Origin of the sequence: Sporosarcina sp. P12(2017) (assembly GCF_002743035.1) — a bacterium.
GTDB lineage: Bacteria > Bacillota > Bacilli > Bacillales_A > Planococcaceae > Sporosarcina > Sporosarcina ureae.
In genome coordinates this window covers 41,213-64,852 of record NZ_PDYL01000015.1, presented here as the reverse complement: position 1 = coordinate 64,852, position 23,640 = coordinate 41,213, and the positions used below count along the sequence as shown (strand labels likewise).

27 protein-coding genes and 1 other annotated feature are annotated in these 23,640 nt (G+C 41.2%); of the genes, 8 read left to right on the top strand and 19 right to left on the bottom strand.

Annotated features, from left to right (window positions below; genetic code table 11):
- Positions 1 to 5 precede the first annotated feature (5 nt).
- The 3 genes from CSV80_RS12800 to CSV80_RS12795 all read right to left on the bottom strand — a co-directional run bounded on the left by CSV80_RS12800 (position 6) and on the right by CSV80_RS12795 (position 2,420).
- Positions 6 to 1,007, bottom strand: a complete 1,002-nt coding sequence (locus CSV80_RS12800; protein WP_099671593.1) for a TAXI family TRAP transporter solute-binding subunit — start codon at positions 1,005 to 1,007, stop codon at positions 6 to 8.
- 542 nt (positions 1,008 to 1,549) lie between these two features.
- Positions 1,550 to 1,822, bottom strand: coding sequence for a hypothetical protein (locus tag CSV80_RS17370; protein WP_144034640.1), 273 nt, complete (start codon positions 1,820 to 1,822; stop codon positions 1,550 to 1,552).
- 46 nt (positions 1,823 to 1,868) lie between these two features.
- Positions 1,869 to 2,420, bottom strand: coding sequence for a phosphatidylglycerophosphatase A family protein (locus tag CSV80_RS12795; protein WP_029052457.1), 552 nt, complete (start codon positions 2,418 to 2,420; stop codon positions 1,869 to 1,871).
- 106 nt (positions 2,421 to 2,526) lie between these two features.
- On the opposite strand from CSV80_RS12795, the gene CSV80_RS12790 reads away from it, so the two are divergent.
- From CSV80_RS12790 to CSV80_RS12780, 3 genes are all read left to right on the top strand, one after another.
- Complete coding sequence (locus CSV80_RS12790) at positions 2,527 to 3,249, top strand: alpha/beta hydrolase (RefSeq protein WP_099671594.1); 723 nt, start codon at positions 2,527 to 2,529, stop codon at positions 3,247 to 3,249.
- Positions 3,250 to 3,337: 88 nt separating this feature from the next.
- The gene (locus tag CSV80_RS12785; protein ID WP_029052459.1) at positions 3,338 to 3,853 is read left to right on the top strand and encodes a YjcG family protein; all 516 of its coding nucleotides are present in this window, start codon (positions 3,338 to 3,340) and stop codon (positions 3,851 to 3,853) included.
- Complete coding sequence (locus tag CSV80_RS12780) at positions 3,843 to 4,298, top strand: GNAT family N-acetyltransferase (RefSeq protein WP_233208488.1); 456 nt, start codon at positions 3,843 to 3,845, stop codon at positions 4,296 to 4,298. The genes CSV80_RS12785 and CSV80_RS12780 overlap by 11 nt, the downstream gene beginning before the upstream one ends.
- A 58-nt stretch (positions 4,299 to 4,356) precedes the next feature.
- Here the strand turns inward: CSV80_RS12780 and CSV80_RS12775 are convergent, their stop codons facing one another.
- The 7 genes from CSV80_RS12775 to CSV80_RS12745 form a co-directional block, all read right to left on the bottom strand.
- Positions 4,357 to 4,665 (bottom strand): hypothetical protein, encoded by a 309-nt coding sequence (locus CSV80_RS12775; protein ID WP_099671595.1) that lies wholly within the window; start codon positions 4,663 to 4,665, stop codon positions 4,357 to 4,359.
- Positions 4,666 to 4,749: 84 nt separating this feature from the next.
- Positions 4,750 to 5,004, bottom strand: coding sequence for a stage VI sporulation protein F (locus CSV80_RS12770; protein ID WP_099671596.1), 255 nt, complete (start codon positions 5,002 to 5,004; stop codon positions 4,750 to 4,752).
- Between the two features lie 15 nt (positions 5,005 to 5,019).
- Positions 5,020 to 5,160 carry a YjcZ family sporulation protein gene (locus CSV80_RS18055; RefSeq protein ID WP_081657799.1) on the bottom strand — a complete coding sequence of 47 codons (141 nt, stop codon included), beginning with the start codon at positions 5,158 to 5,160 and terminating at the stop codon, positions 5,020 to 5,022.
- Between the two features lie 71 nt (positions 5,161 to 5,231).
- Positions 5,232 to 5,594, bottom strand: coding sequence for a stage V sporulation protein AE (gene spoVAE, locus CSV80_RS12760; protein ID WP_029052463.1), 363 nt, complete (start codon positions 5,592 to 5,594; stop codon positions 5,232 to 5,234).
- Positions 5,591 to 6,610: a beta-ketoacyl-[acyl-carrier-protein] synthase family protein gene (locus tag CSV80_RS12755; protein WP_099671597.1), complete on the bottom strand. Its 1,020-nt coding sequence runs from the start codon at positions 6,608 to 6,610 to the stop codon at positions 5,591 to 5,593. The genes spoVAE and CSV80_RS12755 overlap by 4 nt, the downstream gene beginning before the upstream one ends.
- Positions 6,604 to 7,059, bottom strand: a complete 456-nt coding sequence (gene spoVAC, locus CSV80_RS12750) for a stage V sporulation protein AC (protein ID WP_029052465.1) — start codon at positions 7,057 to 7,059, stop codon at positions 6,604 to 6,606. The genes CSV80_RS12755 and spoVAC overlap by 7 nt, the downstream gene beginning before the upstream one ends.
- Positions 7,059 to 7,451: a hypothetical protein gene (locus tag CSV80_RS12745; protein ID WP_099671598.1), complete on the bottom strand. Its 393-nt coding sequence runs from the start codon at positions 7,449 to 7,451 to the stop codon at positions 7,059 to 7,061. Before CSV80_RS12745 ends, spoVAC begins: the two co-directional genes overlap by 1 nt.
- 128 nt (positions 7,452 to 7,579) lie before the next feature.
- On the opposite strand from CSV80_RS12745, the gene CSV80_RS12740 reads away from it, so the two are divergent.
- On the top strand, positions 7,580 to 8,152 hold the full coding sequence (locus tag CSV80_RS12740) for a CotY/CotZ family spore coat protein (protein ID WP_099671599.1): 573 nt from the start codon (positions 7,580 to 7,582) through the stop codon (positions 8,150 to 8,152).
- 120 nt (positions 8,153 to 8,272) lie between these two features.
- Here the strand turns inward: CSV80_RS12740 and CSV80_RS12735 are convergent, their stop codons facing one another.
- The 5 genes from CSV80_RS12735 to CSV80_RS12715 form a co-directional block, all read right to left on the bottom strand.
- Positions 8,273 to 8,692: a hypothetical protein gene (locus tag CSV80_RS12735; RefSeq protein WP_099671600.1), complete on the bottom strand. Its 420-nt coding sequence runs from the start codon at positions 8,690 to 8,692 to the stop codon at positions 8,273 to 8,275.
- A gap of 77 nt (positions 8,693 to 8,769) precedes the next feature.
- A complete protein-coding gene (gene mgtE / locus CSV80_RS12730; protein ID WP_099671601.1) occupies positions 8,770 to 10,146 on the bottom strand; it encodes a magnesium transporter in 1,377 nt (458 codons plus the stop codon).
- 84 nt (positions 10,147 to 10,230) lie between these two features.
- A complete protein-coding gene (locus CSV80_RS12725; RefSeq protein WP_233201616.1) occupies positions 10,231 to 11,193 on the bottom strand; it encodes an RluA family pseudouridine synthase in 963 nt (320 codons plus the stop codon).
- On the bottom strand, positions 11,162 to 11,995 hold the full coding sequence (locus CSV80_RS12720) for an NAD kinase (RefSeq protein ID WP_029052471.1): 834 nt from the start codon (positions 11,993 to 11,995) through the stop codon (positions 11,162 to 11,164). Before CSV80_RS12720 ends, CSV80_RS12725 begins: the two co-directional genes overlap by 32 nt.
- Positions 11,996 to 12,037: 42 nt before the next feature.
- A complete protein-coding gene (locus CSV80_RS12715) occupies positions 12,038 to 12,421 on the bottom strand; it encodes a UPF0738 family protein (protein ID WP_143560508.1) in 384 nt (127 codons plus the stop codon).
- Between the two features lie 158 nt (positions 12,422 to 12,579).
- On the opposite strand from CSV80_RS12715, the gene CSV80_RS18115 reads away from it, so the two are divergent.
- From CSV80_RS18115 to CSV80_RS12700, 3 genes are all read left to right on the top strand, one after another.
- Positions 12,580 to 13,239, top strand: a complete 660-nt coding sequence (locus tag CSV80_RS18115) for a lytic transglycosylase domain-containing protein (protein WP_099671603.1) — start codon at positions 12,580 to 12,582, stop codon at positions 13,237 to 13,239.
- 372 nt (positions 13,240 to 13,611) lie between these two features.
- Positions 13,612 to 14,004 (top strand): globin domain-containing protein, encoded by a 393-nt coding sequence (locus tag CSV80_RS12705; protein ID WP_029052474.1) that lies wholly within the window; start codon positions 13,612 to 13,614, stop codon positions 14,002 to 14,004.
- Positions 14,001 to 14,825 (top strand): DsbA family protein, encoded by an 825-nt coding sequence (locus tag CSV80_RS12700; RefSeq protein ID WP_099671604.1) that lies wholly within the window; start codon positions 14,001 to 14,003, stop codon positions 14,823 to 14,825. The genes CSV80_RS12705 and CSV80_RS12700 overlap by 4 nt, the downstream gene beginning before the upstream one ends.
- Before the next feature lie 283 nt (positions 14,826 to 15,108).
- On the opposite strand, the gene pepF is transcribed toward CSV80_RS12700, so the two are convergent.
- From pepF to spxA, 4 genes are all read right to left on the bottom strand, one after another.
- On the bottom strand, positions 15,109 to 16,926 hold the full coding sequence (gene pepF / locus CSV80_RS12695; protein WP_099671605.1) for an oligoendopeptidase F: 1,818 nt from the start codon (positions 16,924 to 16,926) through the stop codon (positions 15,109 to 15,111).
- Positions 16,927 to 16,975: 49 nt separating this feature from the next.
- On the bottom strand, positions 16,976 to 18,133 hold the full coding sequence (locus tag CSV80_RS12690) for a competence protein CoiA (protein WP_158231928.1): 1,158 nt from the start codon (positions 18,131 to 18,133) through the stop codon (positions 16,976 to 16,978).
- Between the two features lie 1,896 nt (positions 18,134 to 20,029).
- Positions 20,030 to 20,680: an adaptor protein MecA gene (mecA, locus tag CSV80_RS12685; RefSeq protein WP_099671639.1), complete on the bottom strand. Its 651-nt coding sequence runs from the start codon at positions 20,678 to 20,680 to the stop codon at positions 20,030 to 20,032.
- Positions 20,681 to 20,918: 238 nt separating this feature from the next.
- Positions 20,919 to 21,317 carry a transcriptional regulator SpxA gene (gene spxA / locus CSV80_RS12680; RefSeq protein WP_009765721.1) on the bottom strand — a complete coding sequence of 133 codons (399 nt, stop codon included), beginning with the start codon at positions 21,315 to 21,317 and terminating at the stop codon, positions 20,919 to 20,921.
- Positions 21,318 to 21,750: 433 nt separating this feature from the next.
- Positions 21,751 to 21,963, top strand: a binding site (T-box leader).
- Between the two features lie 93 nt (positions 21,964 to 22,056).
- Here spxA and trpS point away from each other — a divergent pair.
- On the top strand, positions 22,057 to 23,043 hold the full coding sequence (trpS, locus tag CSV80_RS12675; protein ID WP_029052478.1) for a tryptophan--tRNA ligase: 987 nt from the start codon (positions 22,057 to 22,059) through the stop codon (positions 23,041 to 23,043).
- Positions 23,044 to 23,640: the final 597 nt, after the last annotated feature.

Sequence of the window (23,640 nt, the reverse complement as noted above, 5' to 3'; positions counted from 1 at the left end):
GTTTATTAGTTCACTTCATCAAAGTACTTCTGTGCACCCGGGTGTACAGGAATACCAATACCATTCAAACCATTTTCTGCTTTAATCAAAGCACCTTTGGCATGTTGGATTTTCGAAGCGTTTTCATAAATCGCCTTTGTGATCTGGTAACCAAGTTCTTCAGAAATATCGTTCTGCATAACAAGCATTGCACCTACTGATACTGCAGGTGTCTCTACTTCAGAACCATACGTTCCAGCAGGGATCATTTCTTTAGCGTAGTATGGATATTTCTCGATTAATTCATCAGCCTTAGCGTCTTCTACTGGAATAATGAAAACTTCAGAAGTAGCGTTTAGACCTTCAACAGCACCTGTTGGAGTTCCAGCTGTAATGAATGCCGCGTCGATTTGTCCAGCTTGTAGACTCTCTTGTGACTCACCGAAGTCCAAGTTTTGTGCTTTGATATCACTTAAAGCTAAACCATGAATTTCAAGCAATTGCTCAGCGTTTGCAGCTGTTCCTGAACCTGGCGCTCCTATTGAAATACTTTTGCCTTTTAAGTCTTCAAACGTCTTAATGTTGCTTTTCTTCAACGTAACCAATTGAACTGTTTCAGGGTAAAGTGAACCAACCGCAGATACTCCGTCGATTACATCTCCGTCAAACATCATTTCACCTTTAGAAGCGTAGTATGCGATGTCTGTTTGTACGAATGCGATGTTTGCATCTCCATCTTTAAGCGCTGTCATGTTCGCAGCAGATGCTTGAGATACTTCAGCAGTCGTCTTGATTCCTGTCTCTTGGGTAATGAATTCAGCAAATGATCCACCTAGTGGATAATAAGTTCCTTGTGTTCCCCCAGTAAGTAAGCTTAAGAATTTGTAGTCTTGCTCTGCCTTACCTTCTTCTTTGTTTCCGTCTGCGTCTTTGTCGCCATCAGCTTTTTCGTCGTTACCGCAAGCTGCGAGCACAAGAAGCGCGAGCATGGAAACTAACGCCAGTAGGCGAAGTGAGTTTTTCTTCATGTGACCATCTCCCCTTTACAATTTGTAGTCATAGACATTACCATTCTACCATGAAAGCGCTTTAACTTGTCAATATAATAATTTATATAATTTTTATGTACCATTCATGCTATTCACCCTTGTCAATATAATGCTTTTACCACATGTCAGATACCCAGAATTAGTATCTTTCAGTCTTTTGGATTCATTTAGGTGAGAAAAGTAAATTCATATAGTACCCGACGAACAAACGCGTTTGGTAGAACGACTATGTGGCTGCGCGTCTTGTTCACTTTTTGTTGGGGGGCGTTGCTCGACTCGTTGTTGGGTACGGAAAGTAGCGAGTGTTCGCTTTCTGGACCCGCGCAGGCACGTGGGGGATTGCCTCCAGCCATGAGCCAGCTGGCGGTAGTGCTGCCAGTTGTCTCATCGCCACGGCCTACCCCGCAGTTGTGCCTGCGCTACTAAGTGGTATTTATTTTGGTTGTGGTTCTAATAGGAAGAAGATCTGCGACTTGGTGATACTGATTTTCTGCTTTTGAAAAAGATGAATATGAACGGCCTTACACACAATCCAACCAAGGCGACTGCTGTGATAGTCGTAGCAAGAAGACAGAGACAGGCGACTTTCCTGTCTGCGGCTCATTGTGAAAGCCATCCACCAGCGTCGTAGTAGGACCAATGAACTCTCCACTAACATTGGCAGCAAAACAGCAAACTTCTGACCATACACGAATAGAAAAAGTACGTGCAAAAGCCACAATCCAACGCCGCTTATTTCTCACTACTAACAGAACCGTAATCAAACAAGCACTCAACAACTTCACTTTAAACAAAAAACTGCCGCTAGAAATAATGATCTAGGGCAGTTCGATTTCGATATTAGCTCTTGCCATTCTGCACATCTTTAAACGTTAGGCCTGCTTCTTGCAGATCACGAGTTCTGTGCGCAATTCTTGACGCTGCACACGCTGCCACACTTGCTACCAAATCATCTAAGAACGTATGAATACCAATTCCTTTTTTGGTATCCAAATCGTTAATGATGCCGACTTTGTTCTTATCTAAGTGACCGAATGTAGTCACCGCGATTGAACCATACGTGTATACCGCACCCAACGCGATCGTTTCATCTACTCCGAATAAGCCCTCGTCTGATTCAACGATTTGTTGAAGTGGTTCCGATAACTGACCTCTTTCAGCCATTTCATCCAATTCAACCCCGACCAATATGGCGTGCTGCAATTCACGTTTGCGAAGAACGCTTTCTACTGAGTCAACACACTGTTCCAGTGACAAACCTTTGTTATAAGGTACTTGCAGTTCATAAACAATTTTTGCGATATCTTGAATTGTAACCCCGCGACGGATCAGCGCGTCTTTTGTTGCTGCTGTCACGACGTCCGAATGAACAATATTTTTACCTTCATCCATATTATTTCTCCTCTCTCTTCATACATAATAGTTTTCACTAGCTTTACACTGTTATTTATCGGTATGATATTTACTAAGTGTACATTAATTATGGAGGTCCTACAAAATGAATCCAGGAAAAATTGAAGAAATCCGTTTTTACAGCAATGAACTACAGGAAGAAATGGAACTGTTAATATATTTACCAACACGCTACTCCCCTTTGTACAAACACAATGTCATGCTTGTATCTGATGGCAAGGACTATTTTCAATACGGACGGATTGGCCGAATTGCCGATGAATTAATGGAAGAAGAAATCATAGAACCTGTCATCATTGTAGGTATTCCATACAAAACGGTGCAAGAACGCAGACGTATGTATCACCCTGAAGGCGATCGACACAAAGCGTATATCCGCTTTTTAGCACACGAGTTAATTCAGTATATTGATGAAACCTACCCAACATACCAAATGGGCTCTTCAAGAATGCTAATAGGTGATTCATTAGCAGCATCCATCTCCTTATTGACCGCTTTAAAATATCCAAATTGCTTCGGAAAAGTAGTGTTGCATTCACCATTCGTTAATGAGCAAGTACTTGAATCAGTGAAGACCAATCAAAACCCAGCCAACCTTTCTATTTATCATGTGATCGGTGATAAAGAAACCTATGTACCCACAACCGCTGACGGCAGATTGGATTTTCTAACACCTAATCGTGAGTTGCATAAAGTCATAAAAGAAAAAAGATTTCCTTACTATTATGAAGAGCTGGACGGAGATCATACATGGAAGTCATGGCAGCCTGATATTCGACGCGCGCTGATCGAAATAAATAGCCTTTAGTAATAGAAGGAGACACGTTGGACTACTTTCTGATATACTTAAAGAGATGTACCTAAAATTCAGTCAATTCACAAGGAGGCAATCTTAAATGAAATACGGTATTGTTGCATTCCCTTCAAAAAAACTTCAAGATTTAGCAAATGGCTATCGGAAGAGGTATGATCCCCATTATGCGCTGATCACACCTCATATGACGCTGAAAGATCCATTCGAAGCGAATGACAAGGAAATTGAAGAAGTAGCAAATGCGTTAAAAGAAATTACAATTAAAAACAGCCCTTTTGAGTTGAACGTTACAAAAGTCGGCTCATTCGCGCCGACTACGAACACCATTTACTTTAAAGTTGTACCAAACGACGAAATTCTCGCGTTACACAAGGATTTAAATGTAAACTTCTATCATGATGAAAATAATTATGCTTTCGTTCCGCATGTTACAATTGCGCAAAACCTGACTTCTGGTGAACATGATGATGTCATTAACCAAATGAAAATGGTAGGTGTTGACCATTCGGAAGTCATCGATCGTATTCATTTACTTTATCAACTAGAAGACGGGTCGTGGACAGTGTACGAGACATTCCGTCTTGATCGTGAGTCTTGATTTGCAGATCACTGTAAAAATCGTCTCAGATGAAATAGGACAGCAGGATGCATATACTGTCCGCAAGAAAGTATTTGTGGAAGAACAAGGCGTCCCGTTGATTCTCGAGTTGGACGAACACGATCAGGAGGCTATCCACTTCGTCGTCTATGATGAAGTGGATCAACCAATCGGCGCCGGCCGAATGAGGGGTCTAGTAAATGCACACGGTAAAATAGAGAGAATTTGTATTTTACCTGAACATCGCGGTAAACATCTTGGGTTTTTGATTATGAACACATTAGAAGAACATGCACTAAAAAACTCCATGAAGAAACTTGTGTTGAATGCACAGTCCTATGCTGTGCCCTTTTACGAAAAACTAGGCTATGTTGTAACATCTCCTGAGTTTATGGATGCGGATATTCCTCATCGTGCCATGGAAAAAAGTTTGAAGAACAACTAATTGCGCAAAAAAATCCCCTTCACCGCTTTTTTAAGTGGTGAAGGGGATTTTTAATGTATCAGACGTATGTGTTAATCGCTCGGCCCTTTCCTACGACATCTGCAATTTCAGGTGAGAATTGGGCTGGATTTGGAGCAATGAATCCTTTTTTCACTAAAGGTTGAGGTGCGCGATTTTTTCGCTGCTCCATTTGTTCTTCACGACGTCTTGCTCCATCTGCTACAACGTCTTCCCAATAGCTCGATTCCTCATTTTTCAGACGCACAGGATTTACTCGTCCGATATAAGCAAAATTATGCCGTTCGTTATTCATACGTTCTGCATACTGCTGTGCTTGATAGTTTGGTATTGGTAGTATATAACCCATAACGCACACCTCCCTCTTCACTATATCATCATTACTAGTTTACCCACTTAGCAAGCATCATAAACATCTTTTAGTAAATTTATATTACTTACCGCCAAGCATTTGTGAAATATCGTTCAAATTCAGTCCTTTACCACTTGTTATGATAGAGTTGACTAATTCATCTTCTACTGATTGTGGCACGTCTTTGTTTGCTACTTGACTTACCTTTTGAATGATTTTTCTCACTTGTTTTTCGTCTTTGAAATCGGCGTATTGGATGGCATTCGCTAATGCAAAGACTTCTTCCATTGGCACACCCGTTTTAGATTCTATTTTTTTAAAGAATGAATCATTCATATTCAGTTCTCCTCCTTAGAAATAGCTTCTGCCTACGATGATCAATAAAATAAACAGAACTACAATCAAGACGAATGAAGAACCGCCATATCTTTCACCGCATCCTCCGCCGTATCCGTAACCGCCGAAACCTTGAGATGGATAACATCCGTACATGAAAAACCCCTCCTTCCTATCTCCTCTACTATATGCAGAGAAGAATGAATTGGAGAGGGCATTTGAGTATTTTAGACATTTCCTTTTGAAGTAAAGAGCAACGCACCGATTAGTCCGAAAATGATTGCCGCACTGATTCCCGAACTTGTCACTTCAAACATTCCAGTTACCACACCGATCAGACCATGTTTCTCCGCTTCCGCCATTGCGCCGTGTGTCAACGCGTTACCGAATGACGTAATGGGAATCGTAGCTCCCGCACCAGCGAAATCAATAAATGGTTCATACCAGCCAATGCCGTCCAGTACCGACCCTGCCACAACCAACGAAACTAATGTATGGGCAGGCGTTAATTTGGCGACATCCATTAGCAATTGTCCAATGACACAAATTAAGCCACCTACTATAAACGCTGTGATGTATATAGATATCATTCTGCCGTCACCTCATCCATGGACAGTTCAATCGCGTGGGCAATACACGGAATCGTATCCCCTTGTTGAAATGACAAAGGAGATAGCAACGCACCAGTTGCCAACAATAAAACCCGCTTATACTCTCCCGTCAGCATTTTTTGATAGACGTCTGAAAGAAACACCGCTGCTGAACAACCAGAACCACTTGCTCCCGCTTTAAAGGACGGATCATTTCCATAAAACTCTTCTCCGGCATCCCGAAAGTTTTTCGTATGTGGTAAACCATTTTCATTTGCCAACGCTTTAAGTATTTTGAAACCATTACTTCCTAAATCTCCAGTGATAATCGTGTCATAGTCATCGATCGTCCTATTATGTCCTGTTAAATGATTCATCAATGTATCACAGGCAGCTGGGGCCATCGCAGATCCCATATTCAAAGGATCCGTCATTCCCATGTCTATCACTTTACCTACAGTAGCGCAATTAATAACTGGAGTCCCTTGTTTATGTTGTCCAATCAATACTGCACCCGCTGCCGTGACCGTCCACTGTGCAGTTGCACCTTTTTGCGATCCATACTCCAGTGGATATCGAAACTGTCGTTCAATTGCGTTATGTTGACTAGAAGAACCTGCCATAATCCAGTTCGCTTGCTTAGCATCCGCGAGTAATGCCGCAGTAATCATAGAAGAGACTGAAGTAGCGCATGCTGAAAACAGACCAATATACGGAATAGCTAGTGCATGGGCTGTAAAATTTGAAGGGGTCATTTGATTAACCAAATCACCAGTTAAGAAAAAGTCGATTTTCTCCGGTTGTTTCTTCGCTTTACTGAGTGCAATCAATACAGCATCATACATTAACTGCTTATGACCGTCTTCGTTGGTCGGTAAATCACAACGCTCATCTTCGTATACTTTATCAAATTGCTGTGCAAACACGCTTTTGTTTTTTTCCAATGGTCCTGCTGTTACGCCTGTTGCGTAAATACTTGGCTTGGAATGAAAGGTTAACACGCCTCGTTTCACCATGAGACCACACCAAATTTCACTAAGATGGTCTTGATCAGCGCTACAACGAAGGCAGAAAAAACACCAAATAATATAACTGAACCCGCTAATTTAAACATATTCCCGCCCACACCTAGTACATATCCTTCTGACTTATGTTCTATAGCAGCCGAAACGACGGCGTTACCGAATCCTGTAATCGGTACAGCTGCCCCTGCTCCACCAAATTGAGAAATCTTTTTATATAATCCAAATCCCGTTAACAACATCGCAATGAAAATCATTGTGGCAACAGTTGGATTACTCGCGGTCCGTTCCGTAAAATCAAAGTACGTAATATAAAAGAGTGCAATGAACTGTCCAACCAGACAAATCAAACCACCTGTCAAGAAAGCTCTAATTACATTTTTCAAAATAGGAGGTTTAGGTGATAACTCTTTCTCTATTTGGGCATACTTTTCTTGTTGCATTAGGTTTGCTCCTTTTCAATTGATTTGATTTTATCTATTTTCTTTTGATAATCTTTTTCACCTTTTTTACGAATCAACTTCTCCGTTTCCAACAGAATTTTACTATCTGCTGATACCGTAATTTTTAAATCAGGATACTCTTTTTCCAATTTTTTCTTAATGTCAGTAGCAATGGATTTCTTTTGAAATCGGGAAAACGTATTGACACGAATACCTGCCAGCAATTCATCTTCAAATAACAGTACCTTTGCTAGCTTTACATGGTCATTACTCATTATGACTTTCTCTACCGAATTCTCATCCTGCGAAGTTGTATTTTTAATATACGTTCCTTTTTCACTGCAACCAGTAAGTAGACCAAGAATAATTAACAATATACTCAGCTTCTTCAAATGCAACGCCTCCCTTCTGTCTAGCATGTATCTTTTATGTCGGATTTATGCATATTGAGGAAAGCGCCCTGTCATGTCGATTACCCATGCATAAAGTATAGAGAACGACAAACAGGAGGTGGACAGTAGTGGGATGTGAAAAGAAAGACAACAAACATGATGGTTGTCATAAGTCGAATTGTATTTGTGAAGTAGTACGCTTTATCCAACGCGTCCAGAATACGTGTCCCGAAGTGGATTGCGTAGAGTGTGATACAGATTGTTTCATGGCACCACTTGGCAGTTTGGTCAGCCCAGTTAGAGGCCGTGTCAACACACGCGTGTTCAGTTTACTGACGGGTAACGGGGACTATTTCAAGGCAGTGTTCCGAGGTGGAAAACGTAAGTATTATCCTAAAATGACGGCAGAGGAGTCATTAGCTGATCACAAGTCAGCACCTCATATGCATACGAGCTGTGTTTCCGTATTTTTCCGCGTACAGACAGTGTTTGATTCTTGCTGTGCTACCATTCAAGTATTGCAGCCTTTATATAACGGAAAGCCGTTTGATATTACTACGGACGGAAAGATCTGTTATGAAAAAATTTGTAAGGTGAATGGTTTCGGACCTACGAATACGTGTTTGACGGTTGACTTGAGTTGTTTCTGCGGTATTCAGTGTATTGATGATGTGTATATCGATTTCTGCGACGAAGATTAATTTGTTACTTGCAATGCTAAATGGCGAATCCTATATTCATAGGGTTCGTCCTTTTTTTAGGTATAGAAAAGAACAAAAAGACGAACCCATTTAATAGGTTCGCCTTTTGAGTAGTAAAAATTAAATAGTAAATGATTGCTGTTTCCAGAGGATATCTAAGATTTCTTCAATACGGATTGACGTTATTTCTTTGTTCGAGTTGATCCAGACAATTTCGTTTTCTAGATTGTGCAGCTTGCCTTTAATGACACCGTTCTCGGTGATGATTTCTAATGGAGCATATAATTCTTTGCGGAATGGGTGTTGTAAGTATTCTAATCTTTCACGGAAAAGTTGAGTAGCTACTGATTCTTGTTGAATCATTGGTGACTCTTGTGCCAATGAGTTTTTAGGTGCGGTTAAATCGTTGATACGTTCCACTGCTCTTGTGTTTTCCGGTTGGAAAACGGACGTGCTTTCTTCTTCTTCTGTAATAGGCGTAAACCGATATTTTCTAATAATCGGGCTTGAGATGAACAGTAACGGCTTTTCATGATGCATTTTCATCACTTCCTTTTAGTTAGCATATGTGAGCTAAACGCCTAACGTTCCGAAATAAAAAAAACAATATTCCCAGTTCATAAAGAACTAAGGAATACTGTTGCAAGTCCTAGATAAATGACGACACTGATCACGTCGTTAAGAGTTGTAATAAATGGTCCTGAGGCAACAGCCGGGTCCACTTTGAGTTTATGCATAAATAATGGAATAAATGACCCTGAAATGGTTGCAACGAAAATAGAGACCATCATCGCTGCTCCTACAAGTAAAGCAATAACTAATTCATGCTTCCAGATAAAGATTAACAGGACTACGAATATCGCACAAATCACACCTGTAATAATCCCAGTGCCCGCTTCTCGTATTAGTAACTTTATCTTACTTTCATCTTCAATATCACGCGTTGCAATACCACGAACCGCAACAGCCAATGACTGTGTCCCACTATTTCCGGCAGTTCCAGCGATTAAAGGAATAAATGCTGCTAATAGTGCAACTTGGGAAATCGTTTCAGTAAATAGGTCAATTAAGTTGGCTGTCAACATTCCAAGAATTAATAAAATTAGCAGCCAGGGAATCCGTTTTTTTGCAGCAGAGAATGGGTTCTTATCAAATGTATCCATTGTCGAGACACCAGCAAGCTTAGAATAGTCATCCGATGCTTCTTCATCGATAACATCGATAATGTCATCAACTGTGATAATCCCCAAAATATGTTGTTGGAAGTCAACAACAGGCACAGCCAAGAAATCATAGTCTTGAATCGTGCGAGCAACGTCTTCCTGATCATCGGAAACAGATACGCTAACGACGCGATCACTCATAATGGAACGAATTAATGTATCTTCATCCGCAATAATTAAGTCACGTAACGAAACGACCCCTGTTAAACGTTGAAAGTCATCTACAACGAAAATATAGTAAATCGTCTCGGCGCTTGGTGCTTCACTACGCAAAATGGTCATAGCGGAACGAACAGTTGAATTCTCAGAAACCGTAACGAATTCTGTCGTCATGATCGAACCGGCTGTATATTCCTCATAGTGTAGTAATGCTTTAATTTGAATCGCAGCTTCTTTATCCATCAACGTTAGATAGCTGACGACTTTCTTTTTATCTAGTTCTTTCAGGACATCTACCGCATTATCCACAAACATGTATGAAATCATCTCTGCGGCATATGTCGCGTCCATCTCCTCAAGGAACTCTTCGTATTCATCTTCTTCAATTTCACTTGTTTCAAATATTTCTGCAAGTTCTTTTGGTGATAGATAAAAATACATTAATTCCCGAAGCTCTGCACCAACTTCTTCATAAAAAGTCGCTCGATCATATGGATGAAGTGCAAGATATTCCTGTCTGAACGAATGGATATCTTCGTTGATTAGCAATTCTCGCAACTTATCTATATCCAAAACAATTTCACTTTTCATTTGTTCTGGTTGAGTAGTCATGATTTCACACCTTCCCTTCTGCACATACAGTACGCTCTCACGTACTAGTAAGTTCCTATACACCGTACATATTATTTTACATTTTCAGGGTTGTTGCTGTTGAGAGAATCCGCACACTTGCTGACTTTGCCGTAAGTAGTATTTCATATCTCCCGGCAACGGACTAGTAAAATGCATTCTCTTTCTCGTGATTGGGTGAAGTAAACTGACGCCCGAGCAATGCAATGCTTGGCGTGGGAATACATCTAGGTTCGCACCGTATAAATCATCACCCACAAGCGGATGACCGAGCCATTGCATATGCACACGAATTTGATGCGTACGGCCTGTGTGCAACGTCAAGTCTATGACGGAGAAACAGTCTTCTGCATTACGATAATGCGCCTTTACTGATATATCCGTTTTTGAATACTGACCATCTTGCCGTACAACTCTTTCAATGATACTACCTTCTTTTCTGCCAATCGGTTGTTCGATCGTCACGAATGGTGTAGTAATGATACCTTGTGCGAATGCAGTATATTGGCGTTGAAACAAATCTTGCGCCATCTGCTTGCTCAAAAGATGATGGATATGGCGGTTTTTCGCCACACAAATAATTCCTGATGTATCTGTATCAAGGCGTGTCACCATATGAGCAGTTGAAAGAATACCTTCTCTTTCAAATTTTCCACAGACAAAATTCGCAAGCGTTCCAGAAGGATGATTGCGAGAAGGTATCGTGCTCTGTCCAGCTGGTTTATCAAGCACCAGAAGGGTTTCATCTTCATACAAAATGGATAAAGCACCCTCTTGTGGAGTCAACCCATCACTCACCTGTTCTGGAGGGAACAATACTGTCACTTGATCATATGGCTGCAACTTATGACGCACGTTTTGAGACTGTCCATTCACCAGAATCTCTCCGCCGCGATATTTAATAGCTGTTAACGTCGTTTTGGAAATTTCATGCTGTGCCAAAAATTCACGAAGCAGGCCACTTTCCTTCACAACGAATTGTAATTGAAACAACGTATTATTTTTTCTTTTCATCATCTTCACGTTCATAGATTAAATCACTCGCTACGAATGATTCTTCTACACGTTTCCAGAATGGGAAAGGACGGAAGCGTGCAAAGCCCATTTTTTCATTGGATACTTTGTATTCAATGGATTTAACATCTTTATGAAGGAGCTGTAAATGATCGACTGTTACCATGAAATCAGGGCCTTTTACAGGCGTCAATGTACAGATGTGATGATCCGGTAAAATGAGTGGAGATCCGACTGTACGGAAAACCCGGTTATTAATTGATGCCATTTCCGTCAATTGCATGGATGGCAATGAAGGATGGATAATCGCACCACCAAGAGATTTACTGTAAGCAGTTGAACCAGACGGTGTCGACATGCAAAGTCCATCTCCCCTAAAGCGTTCAAAGTGTTCTCCATTTAACTCAACATCCATCACCAAAGTAACTTCAGGTGACTTAACTGTGGATTCATTCAACGCTAAATAAGATGCACTTTTTTCAGAATGACGATAATTGATCGTTACTTCAATCAAAGGATACTCGATGACTTCGTACTCTTGTCTTGCGATCAAGATTACCAATTTTTCTATTTCAGATGGTTTCCAGTCTGCATAAAACCCTAAGTGTCCCGTATGAATCCCCACAAACGATGTCTTATCTAAGCGGTGTATGTATTTATGGAAAGCATGTAATAGCGTTCCATCCCCACCGATGGACAAGACAATATCCGGTTCTTCCTCATCGTATTTCAAACCGAAATCGCGTAAATACACACGTGCTTCTTTCATTAACTTATTGGATATCTCGTCATTTCGCGACTGAATTGTGAATTTCATTACGTCACTTCCATTCTTTTTGTGAATTTGTTTCGCCATATATCAATTCACCTTTTCCAGCACCGGCCTGAATATTTCTTCGACAGCTGTACTGAATTCCTCGCCATAGTTATCATTACCCTCAATATTGAAAATCAACGCCTGCAATTCGTCTGCAGCACCTGTTAATAATATTTTCTCATCTTGCCAAATCAATACGGGTTCTGCTTGCTGTAACAGCATATCCACTAGTCCGCTCCAACTATCCTTTGGGAAATTCGCATAACGATAGCCACTCTCGTGATCAAAGATATATACAAACGATTGACGATCCGTGTCTGTCAACATTTTTCCAGTTGGAGAACCTAACGGCCACTCTGCCTCAGGATTCAATATAAATTGAATTTCATTACCGTTCTTACTTGTTTCAATGATTTCATTTTTCATAACCAAGACATCCACTTCCTTAATTAAGTGTTTACGTTTAGTCTACCATATGCCACACATAGTTGCATTTCGTTCTTGTGCATTATAGTAAGAAAGTTGGTATAATGAATATAATAAATGAATACATTTACTATCTTCAAAAAACAGGAGGAAAAAGTATGAATCTCAACCCAATTAACACTCGGTTGCTCCTTGAAATCAATACATTGCAAACTCTTGGAGCGGTTCAGTCCTTTAGTAGCAATCCACCGACTAGCACCAATGAATTTCAAATGATGCTTACACAATTGATGGAAGGCAATCAATTGAGCCCTGAACTCGCAAAACAATCCGAGCAACTATTTAGCCAAGGAAGCAACGTAATACCGTTTGGCATATCCACAAACCTAGTTGAAGAATTTACCGCTACATCACCCGCCACCTCGTCACCAGGAACGAACAATCCATATGCAGACATCATCAAACAAGCTGCCGACAAATATCAACTACCGGAAAAACTAATTGCTGCCGTCATCAAACAAGAATCCAACTTTAAAAGCAACGCAAAAAGTCATGCAGGCGCAGCCGGACTCATGCAACTAATGCCAGGCACAGCCAAATACCTTGGCGTATCCAACCCCATGGATCCAAAACAAAACATCATGGGCGGAGCCAAATACCTGCGCAACATGCTTAACCAATTCGGCTCAAACGAAATGGCACTAGCAGCCTACAACGCTGGACCGGGGAACGTAAAAAAATACGGAGGCATCCCTCCCTTCAAAGAAACCCAGAACTACGTAAAAAAAGTCATGAACTACTACCAGCAAATGGTGTAATATTCTGTATTACATCAATGATTCCGCATACTATTTCTAAAAAGCTATTCAGTTGATCGGAGTGCAAGGCGACTCCAGGGGAAAAACGAGAGCTGAAAGCCCCGCAGGAAGAGCCGTTGCGAAGTACGGCTTTTGTGAGTAAAAGCGAAGCGTTAGGAATACATCTTTGTACTCGAAGCGGACAAGGAGATCGAAGCCGTGCCCGCGGAACGCAGGTCAACGGCGTCCATCGAGTCACTAGTACCAATGGTTTATCCGACTCTAAACAGCAAATCTGCTATATAACAAGAAATAAAATAAGTTCTTTTATTTGTATAGAAATTCGTTCGTTGATAGAATACAGATACAGATGAACGAAGGGGTGTGAATTCAATGACTCGAAAACCTGTCATCCCTTTTGAGGAGATCGGCGAGAAAAAGTTGCACGAACTGATTGAAACATTTTACGCAAAAGTGGCTGTTCATCCAGACCTCATTCCAATATTCCCTGATGATTTATCCGAAACCATTAGGAAGCAAAAACAATTTCAAACACAATATCTAGGTGGACCCAACCTGTTCACTGAAGAGCATGGACATCCTATGATGAAAGCCCGACATAACCCTTTCCCTATCACACCTACACGCGCGGAAGCATGGCTAGCTTGCATGGCTGAGGCAATGGACGACGTAGGACTGGAGGGTCCACTTCGGGAAGTCTACTATAAGCGCCTTGTCTTAACAGCCAACCATATGGTAAATAGGAACGAGGAGGAAGATCAGTGAACTATCTAACTGTTATTGATGATACGTTACACTACTCTGCTTCAGTAAAGCCCATTGAACTCTATGTATTTCTAGATCCTTATTGTAAGGATTGTTGGTCACTGCAACCTTTGCTACGTAAAATGCAAGTCCAATACGATCATTATTTTACGTTACGCATCGCGTTGAGAACGCCTATGACAAAACTGAATCCACCTTCTTTAATAGATCCGAACGATGCGAATTCAACGAAGCGGTCAAATCCTTGTTTTCCTAATATTGCAGTAAAAGCTGCCGAGTTCCAAGGTAAGAGAGCTGGATTCCGTTACTTGTCCTGTTTACTTGAGTATTCCTTTTTGAAAAAGCGTGACGTCGCATCCTATTCAGTACTCATTGAAATTGCTGCACGCATTAATTTAGACGTAGATGAATTTATTGCAGATTTTACTTCTGAAGAAACATCACGTGCTTTGCAAGTCGATATGTATTTAGGTAACGAAATGGAAGTGGATGAAGCTCCAACTTTCGTCTTCTTCAATAGCAACATTGAAGACGAAGGATTGAAAGTGAGCGGTCTCTATGACTACACAATCTACGAACAGATTTTAGAAGAACTAGTCGGAGGACAACTTCTACCAGAGATTCCCCCTTCTATTGATTCTTTGTTCAATCGCTTCGATCTACTCACCACGACAGAAATCGCAGAAATGTGTCATGTGACAGAAAAAGAAGCTGAACGCGAATTAAAGAAACGCTTACTGAAACAGGAAATCGAACGAATTCCATTTCAAGATCGTACGTTATGGCGCAAAAAGCAACCTAATTGTTCACTAATTAAATAGTCCTTATACTAGTCGAAGCCCACCAATTACTTGGGGGCTTCGACTTTTTACTATGAAAATAACATAAAGAAAAGAGCATCCGCTCCTGGGGGGGAGTGAATGCTCTTCTTCAAAGGGAATGGGAGAAATGTTCACGTTCAAACAAAAGGGGTGTATGTTTGGTATGTGATTTATTCCACATTTACACCATATCATAAATGACTTATGACTTCAACAAATTATAACAGCTTTCATTTAAATGTCACGGTATTCGCAGATGTCTGTCGAAACATGGAATCGAAAATTACCCTCTTTTTGCTAATAAACGTTCCAGCTCATCTAATCGTGCTTCAAATACTCGGCAAGCTTCTTCGATCGGTTTTTCAGATGTCATATCGACACCCGCTTTTTTCAGTACTTCGATAGGATAATCCGATGATCCCGCCTTCAAGAAGTTTGTAATATAACGTTCTACTGCAGGCTCCCCCTCTTCTAGAATCTGCTTACTGAGTGCTACAGCTGCACTATATCCTGTCGCGTATTGATAGACATAATAATTCATATAAAAGTGAGGAATACGTGCCCATTCTAAACCGATTTCCTCGTCACTAACAATCGCGTCACCATAATACTTTTTGTTTAAAGCATAATATTCCTCTGTTAACTTTTCAGCCGTTAATGGCACACCTTCTTGATCCAGCTTATGAATTAAGTGTTCGTATTCCGCAAACATGGTCTGGCGGAACACCGTCGCACGGAATCCATCTAGCCAATAGTTCAACAAGTAGATTCGCTGATCTTCGTCTGTCGTCACTTTCAATAAGTGATCATTCAGCAATGCTTCATTGACTGTCGACGCCACTTCGGCCACAAATATAGAATAACCACTATAAATGAATGGTTGATACTTACGTGAATAATAACTGTGTACACTATGTCCGAACTCATGTGCTAAAGTAAATAGATTGTTCACATTGTCTTGCCAGTTCATTAAGATATATGGGTTTGTTCCATAAGAACCTGAGGAATACGCGCCTGAACGTTTCCCTTTATTTTCACGAACATCAACCCAGCGGTTATCAAGACCTTCTTTTACAACAGCCTGATAATCTTCACCGAGCGGATGGAAGCTCTCAAGCATAGTTTCTTTCGCTTCCTCGTATGTGTATTTCATCTCTGTATCTTCCACTAGTGGCGTGTAGATATCCCACATATGAAGCGTATCTACTTTCAATATTTTTTTACGCAATGCTACATAGCGATGCAATAAACCTAGATTTTTATTGATGGTAGACAACAGGTTTTCATATACTTGCTCGGGAATATGGTTATTGGATAATGCTGCCGCTCTCGCTGAACTATAATTTCTAATTCTTGCATTCACATTATGCCCTTTTACATTACCGCTTAACGTCGAAGCAAATGTATTTTTGAACTCTCCGTACCTTGAATACATTTCTTTAAATGCCGCTTCGCGAACTTTTGGATCTTTGCTCTCTAGGAATTGTGAATAACGACCATGTGTTAATTGCACGTCATTGCCATCTTCGTCTTTGACCAAACCGAAAGTTAGATCCGCGTTGTTCAACATACTGAATGTTTCAGAAGACTTTCCTGTTACTTCAGACAACTGCGCGATTAATTGTTCCTGTTCTGAGGACAAGACGTGAGCACGTTCTGCATTCAACTCTTCAAATTCCTGTTTATATAAACGCAAGCCTTCATGTGACTCAATTGTTTCATTCAATTGCTTTTCATCGATGGAAAGTAACTCTGGAGTGAAATAAGATAACGCTGTAGATATTTTTACAACTAACGTTCGAATTCGGCCATCCATTGCCTGATAAAAGCTGTTCGTTGTATCTTGATCTGTTTTCAGATGCGCATACGTATACAATCTACGTAGTCGTTCTGCCAATTTATCACGATAGGTTAACGCTTCAAAAAGTGGACGAGCGCCATTGCCAAGAGTGCCTTTATACTGTTCTGCATCTTTAGCCATCTCTTCAATTTTGCTGTATTCTTTATCCCATTCTTCATCAGAAGAAAATATATCTTCCAAGCGCCATGTTTCCTCTTCCGATACCTCATCGCGCGTCAATACTTTGTTATCATTCGTCAATCCAATTCCTCCTTCTGCATTTACCGTTATTTGATTCTATTGTATTTTCTCAATTCCTAGCATGCATTGCAAGAAATCGCCCTGAAAGTATTTCCAGTACAAAATCTCTCCTCATAAATTTATCCATCCGATAAATATCTATGCGTTGCTCTCTCAAGAAATCCACATAGTTTTGACAAGCTTCCAATTGTTGCATCGAATCTCCTTCAAATGTTTTGATAAATGAATGAAGAATGGAGTGATCTAATTGGAAAGGTGTCTTTCTCGTTTGTCGGATAGCCGCAATAAGTAGCAACTGCCATTCACAATCAGACTCTGTAAATGCCGCTTGTCCAAATGTCGGAACACCAATCCATGCGGGTAATAGAATGGGCTGCACACGCATTTCATAACACGCACGCAAAAAGCGATGATGGATACCTCTTTGATTATACCCAATTACCGACCGAAGATACTTTCGAAGTGCAGATTGATATTGACGCGTCAGTTCTTCTATATCTTTTGTGGATGGAGTAGCAGGAATAGCAAACGGAATCGTTTGATGTTTGATTCGCATAACGGAGTGACACATCGCAAACGCGGTGCCGCGAAGATGAATGAAGTGACTGAGATAGTGAAATTGTTGTTTTGACGGATTGTACGTTAAGAAAACTGACAATTTTTCTTTAGTACTTGAATGAATGTGGCGGATAAAGTGTTGTTGGAATTGAGTCAATTGATAGGTAAGAACAACTGCCGAAGTGTCTTGAACTTTTGGTGGCGTTAAGACGATCCATATAGGGAGCATATTTACGGTATGGTACCCTGCATTACGCTCGAGGATACGTGCAATGGGAATCGTACTGCATTGGAATTCGATAGGAATTTGTTCGTTTTGCCATGTTACTAGCAGATCGGGACGTTGCCGAATAGCGGGCAGATATGGCTCCATTTTAGTTTGGAGGTGTAGCTGTGAAAATAGTTCATAGAGTTGGATTTTACCGAGCAGATGGGTTGGGGACTCCCCTTCTGAAAAGCTGTCCCGGCAGGTGGTTTGCTTCAGATGAGCAAAGTGTGGGATGACAATTTCGCCGACTTTCAGGAGTACTTGTTCTTTGCATTGAGGACAATAATAGGTTTCGTTTTTACGCCACTCTCGTAAGCTGGTCAGGGATGACTGCCGTGTTAGCACGACTTGCTTCCCGCCACTTGTAAGAGCTGTTAACAAGGCCTTCACACTCCTTCTCTTTTATACTACGAATTTTCTGATTAGTTGGCAAGAGGCAAGTTATATATTTTTTCGATTTTGACTAGGTTAGTCAGTTTAGGAGTTGCCTATATTCGTCAACTTATAAACGCGGTTGGCGTAAAGACTAGGTGGCTACGGGTCTTTGTTACTTTTTGTTGGGGGGCGTCGCTCGACTGGCTGTTGGACATTAAAGTTAGTAACTGTCCGCTTTCTGGATCCGCGCAGGCACGTGGGGGATTGCCTACAGCCATGAGCCAGCTGGCGGTGGTGCTGCCAGTTGTCTCACGGCCACGGCCTACCTCGCAGTTGTGCCTGCGCTACTAAGTGGTAGTTATTTTAGTAGTGCTTCTTAGAATGATGAATTGCACCTTACTCAACCTGCAAGCGTGGTTCGTGGAGAGACTAGGCGGCTGCAGTGCTTTGTCACTTTTGGTTGGGGGCGTCGCTCGACTGGCTGTTGGACATTAAAGTTAGTAACTGTCCGCTTTCTGGATCCGCGCAGGCACGTGGGGGATTGCCTACAGCCATGAGCCAGCTGGCGGTAGTGCTGCCAGTTGTCTCCTGGCCACGGCCTACCCCGCAGTTGTGCCTGCGCTACTAAGTAGTGTTTATTTTGGTTGTGGTTCTTAGAATGATGAATTGCGTAGCTTACCCGACCTACAAACACCATTGGCAGAGAGACTAGGCGGCTTCGGGTCTCTGGCACTTTTGGTTGGGAGCGTTGCTCGACTGGTTGTTGGGGATTGAAGTTGCTGAGTGTTTGTTTTCTGGACCCGCACAGGCACGTGGGGGATTGCCTACAGCCATGAGCCAGCTGGCGGTGGTGCTGCCAGTTGTCTCCTGGCCACGGCTTACCCCGCAGTTGTGCCTGCGCTACTAAGTGGTATGTATTTTGGTTGTGGTTCTAATAGTAAATATATCAGCTACATCATGATATCTAGTATGTATTGCTTGCGAAAGAAGTCTACGAACTGCCCTACACCTGATGCAACGAAGGCGCCTGCTGTGGTAGGCGTAGCGAGGAGACAGAGACAGGTGCACTTCCTGTCTGTGGCTCATCGCGAGAGCCATCCACCAGCGCCGTAGTGGGGACAATCAACTTGCCACTTAGATCGCCAGCTAACCCCCCCCTAATTGAACAGGAAAAAGAAAAGCATATGCAAGAACCACAACCGTACGCCGCTTATTAGGCATGCTAAATAAAAACTGAATACAAAAGCACTTCGACGATTAAAACAACTAGACGAACTGCCCTACACCTAATGCAACGAAGGCGCCTGCTGTGGTAGGCGTAGTGAGGAGACAGAGACAGGTGCACTTCCTGTCTGTGGCTCATCGCGAGAGCCATCCACCAGCGCCGTAGTGGGGACAATGAACTTGCCACTTAGATCGCCAGCTAAACCACCCCCCCTAATTGAACAGGAAAAAGAAAAGCATATGCAAGAACCACAACCGTACGCCGCTTATTAGGCATGCTAAATAAAAACGGAATACAAAAGCACTTCGACGATTAAAACAACTAGACGAACTGCCCTACACCTAATGCAACGAAGGCGCCTGCTGTGGTAGGCGTAGTGAGGAGACAGAGACAGGCGCACTTCCCTGTCTGTGGCTCCTCGCGAGAGCCATCCACCAGCGCCGAAGTGGGGACAATGAAGTTGCCACTTAGATTGCCAGCTAAACCACAACCCCTAATTGAACAAGAAAAAGAAAAGTACGTGGCAGAACCACAAGCCAACTTCGATTATTAGGCCTGCTAAATAGAAACGTATCCCGACAAGTACTTGAACTAGCCCCATATACTACCAAACGAAAAAGCTAACGTTAGGTGACAAAACAAAAAAGCTACCAAGATACTGGTAGCTTTTTAGAGTATTATGAGAAATATTTATTTACTTGTTCAAATACGTCAGATCCCATGACTTCCTTGCCGTACTCATCTATACGATGAATAGACATTTTAGACACTGCACCGTATTCTGTTACCATGCTGGCAATGTCCTTCGCACGTTTCTTCTCAATGAGAGAATAGTCGAAGCGTAAGTTGAGATAATAACGATCCTCGAATGCATATAGTTGCGAATCAAATTCGTCTTCGAGTGAAATCATTTTGCTGGCCAATGGTATGATCTGGTCAAACTCATTGAAAACAAATAATCTATCTGTAACTTGTAACTCTTCTTCACTTTCCTCTTCAGACTCAGTAATCGCATCGAAAATTGGGTCGAATAATTCTTCTGGATCTTCAATTCCAAAAGGAAACTGTGATGATTCTGCGTTCTTCGGAAGATGTGCGCGAGTTACAATCACTTCAATGCCTTCATTCATAGCGTTGACTTGAATCCAAAGCGGTCCTTCTACTTCAAATTCCGTATCATCACCAAGTTCATCCATCATATCCCAAAAAAGCTCTTCGCTTTTATCGCGGTTATACCAGACGTCTTCTTTACTAAAACCACGGGCTTCAATATCTCCATAGGATAAATTAAACTTTACCGTGTTTTCATTAATGCGCTCTATTTCCATCCCTTATCTCTCCCTTCTGTAGAACAGGCCCTCCCCTGTCATATACTAATACACACTTGCAATGCTTATTACTACTATATGTCGGCTCCGACGTTTTCGTAAGGGTTAATTGTATTTCATTTTACCGATGTTTGCATTGAAGTGGCTCATCTAGAGGAATACAAGGGAATATCAATTCAAAAAAGCTGATAGGCACAATTGTATCCCGTGTCATCCCTATCAGCTTTTGTTATTAAGATTAGTTTACCATCCGCCGCGCTTCGAGCAGCTGATAGGCTCTAACTTTTCTCGGTAGGAAACGACGAATCTCATCTTCATTATACCCTACTTGGAGTCTTTTTTCATCTAGAATGATTGGTCTTCTTAAAAGACCAGGATGTTCTTGTATCAATTCATATAGTCTTTGAAGCGGAAGACTTTCTACGTCAACATTTAGCTTTTGAAATATTTTGGATCGTGTTGAAATAATTTCGTCAGTACCATCTTCCGTCATGCGAAGAATTTGTTTGATTTCTTGAATATTTAATGGCTCAGAGAAGATGTTACGCTCTGTATAAGGAATCTCATGTTCCTCCAACCATGCTTTTGCTTTTCTACAAGATGTACAACTAGGCGATGTATAAAGTGTGACACCCATTTATTGACACGTCCTTTCACGGCTTACGCTCATTAGTTTTAGTATATTTGCAATTCGTGTAATACACTTTAGAATTATTATAATTAATGTCTATACTGTTCATTATACACATAATCATTCTCAATTAATATAGTTTTTTGAAAAAACTTTTCTGGAATACACAATTTCTTATTTTTCAACATTCCAGTAGAGAATCATGCATTTTTCTGCGATAAATGAACATCTTCTTCTTTTATACCCAGGGCAGAAATGTTTTAAACATTGCATTTGTAAATAAATGCATTCTCATTTAGAAAATACTTCTGCTAATTATTCCCTCTCTGTATAGTACGTACAGGTGTACTAAAAGGTTTCATGTTATGCAATTCTTTTTCTTTTCATCCAATCAAAGTTGCATTCTTTACAAGGTATCGATATAATCTTAAGCAATAAGTGAATGGCATTGAAGGAATAAGTATTTTTGTGGTGGTTTTTGTAGAGAGCTTGTATAAGGTGAAAACAAGTAAAACCTCACAAAAAGAATGGGCTCCTGAGCTTGATGGATGAAAACAGTAGTCTATCACGTCTTCCCACGTTACGGGAATTGAGCGGCTATTAGTAGCAATTCGGGTGGTACCACGGTTACCTTTCATCAATCGTCCCTATTTACAGGGGATGACTGATGTTTTTTTATGCCATTTTTCACGTATGATACAGACTGTTTCGTTCCAGTCGACAATCAAAAGGAGGAAACATTATTATGAAAACCATTTTTTCGGGCGTACAACCAACAGGTGTCATCACATTAGGGAACTACATTGGCGCATTCCGTCAATTCGTTGAACTACAAAACGACGAGGATTGTATTTTTTGTATCGTAGATCAGCACGCAATCACAGTACAACAAAATCCAGATGACCTTAAACAAGCGATTCGTTCATTAGCTGCAACGTATATCGCAAGTGGCATTGATCCAAATAAATCCACATTGTTTATCCAATCAGAAGTTCCAGCTCATGCACAAGCTGGATGGATCATGCAATGCATTTCGTACATTGGTGAACTAGAACGTATGACACAGTTTAAAGACAAATCAGATGGAGCAGAAGGTGTATCTGCCGCACTTCTTACCTACCCTCCATTAATGGCTGCGGACATTTTATTGTATAATACGGATATTGTGCCTGTCGGGGAAGATCAGAAGCAACATTTAGAGCTAACTAGAGATCTAGCAGAGCGTTTCAATAGCCGATATGGAAAAGTATTGACCATTCCAGCCGTTCGTATTCCTAAAAATGGTGCTCGTATAAAATCTTTACAAGATCCTCTGAAGAAAATGAGTAAATCTGATCCAAATAAAAAAGCGACGATTACAATTTTAGATACACCAAAAGAAATTGAAAAGAAAGTCAAAAGTGCTGTAACGGATTCTGAAGGTATCGTGAAATTCGACGTAGAAAATAAACCAGGTGTCTCCAATTTATTGATTATTGAATCTTCACTAAGTGGTTTGTCGATCGAAGAATTAGAAGTAAAATACGAAGGCCAAGGCTACGGGGCATTTAAGGCCGGTGTCGCTGAAGCTATCAACCAACACTTAGCTGGAATCCAAGAACGTTATCACGAACTAATCAACTCTCCTGAACTCGATGCAATCCTCGACCAAGGAGCAGAAAAAGCAAACACCATCGCTTCCGCCACACTCAAAAAGATGGAGGCCGCGATGGGCTTGGGACGTACACGGTAAGCAGCAATAAAATAATTGCCGCTACCAACATCATAAAATCCGTCGACTGCAATATAAAAATCAATATCTGTCGATAATTATAACCAAGCGCAGAATAATTCAAGTAAAACAACAAATTAGCCAATGTCACGACAATCACACAATAACTACAAACAAACACAAAAAAACGCGTCACAGACATCTCGTCCTTTACCCTTTTCTTTCATCCTATGTTCAGACCAGGTGTAATTAGACGAGTCTTAAAAGTCATAACCAAAAAAGACTGAAAACATCTCCAGAACATTATAAGGAGCTTGTCTTCAGTCTTTTTATTATAAATTCATTTAATGTGTTTTGGTTTTGGTTTTGGTTTTGGTTTTGGCTTTAATATTGATTTAGAATTTTAATGTAACAAACTTATTTTGATAAAACATACAAGAGTTGAACGGAGTGGAAGGCGGCGAGTGCAAAGATGTGCTCCTAACGCTTCGCTTTTACTCGCAAAAGCCGTTCTTCGTGACGGCTCTTCCAGCGGGAACAGCGCGAGCTGAAAGCCCCGCAGGAACGCAGTGACGAGGAGATTGAAGCCGTGCCCGCGGAACGCGTCCGCCTGGAACG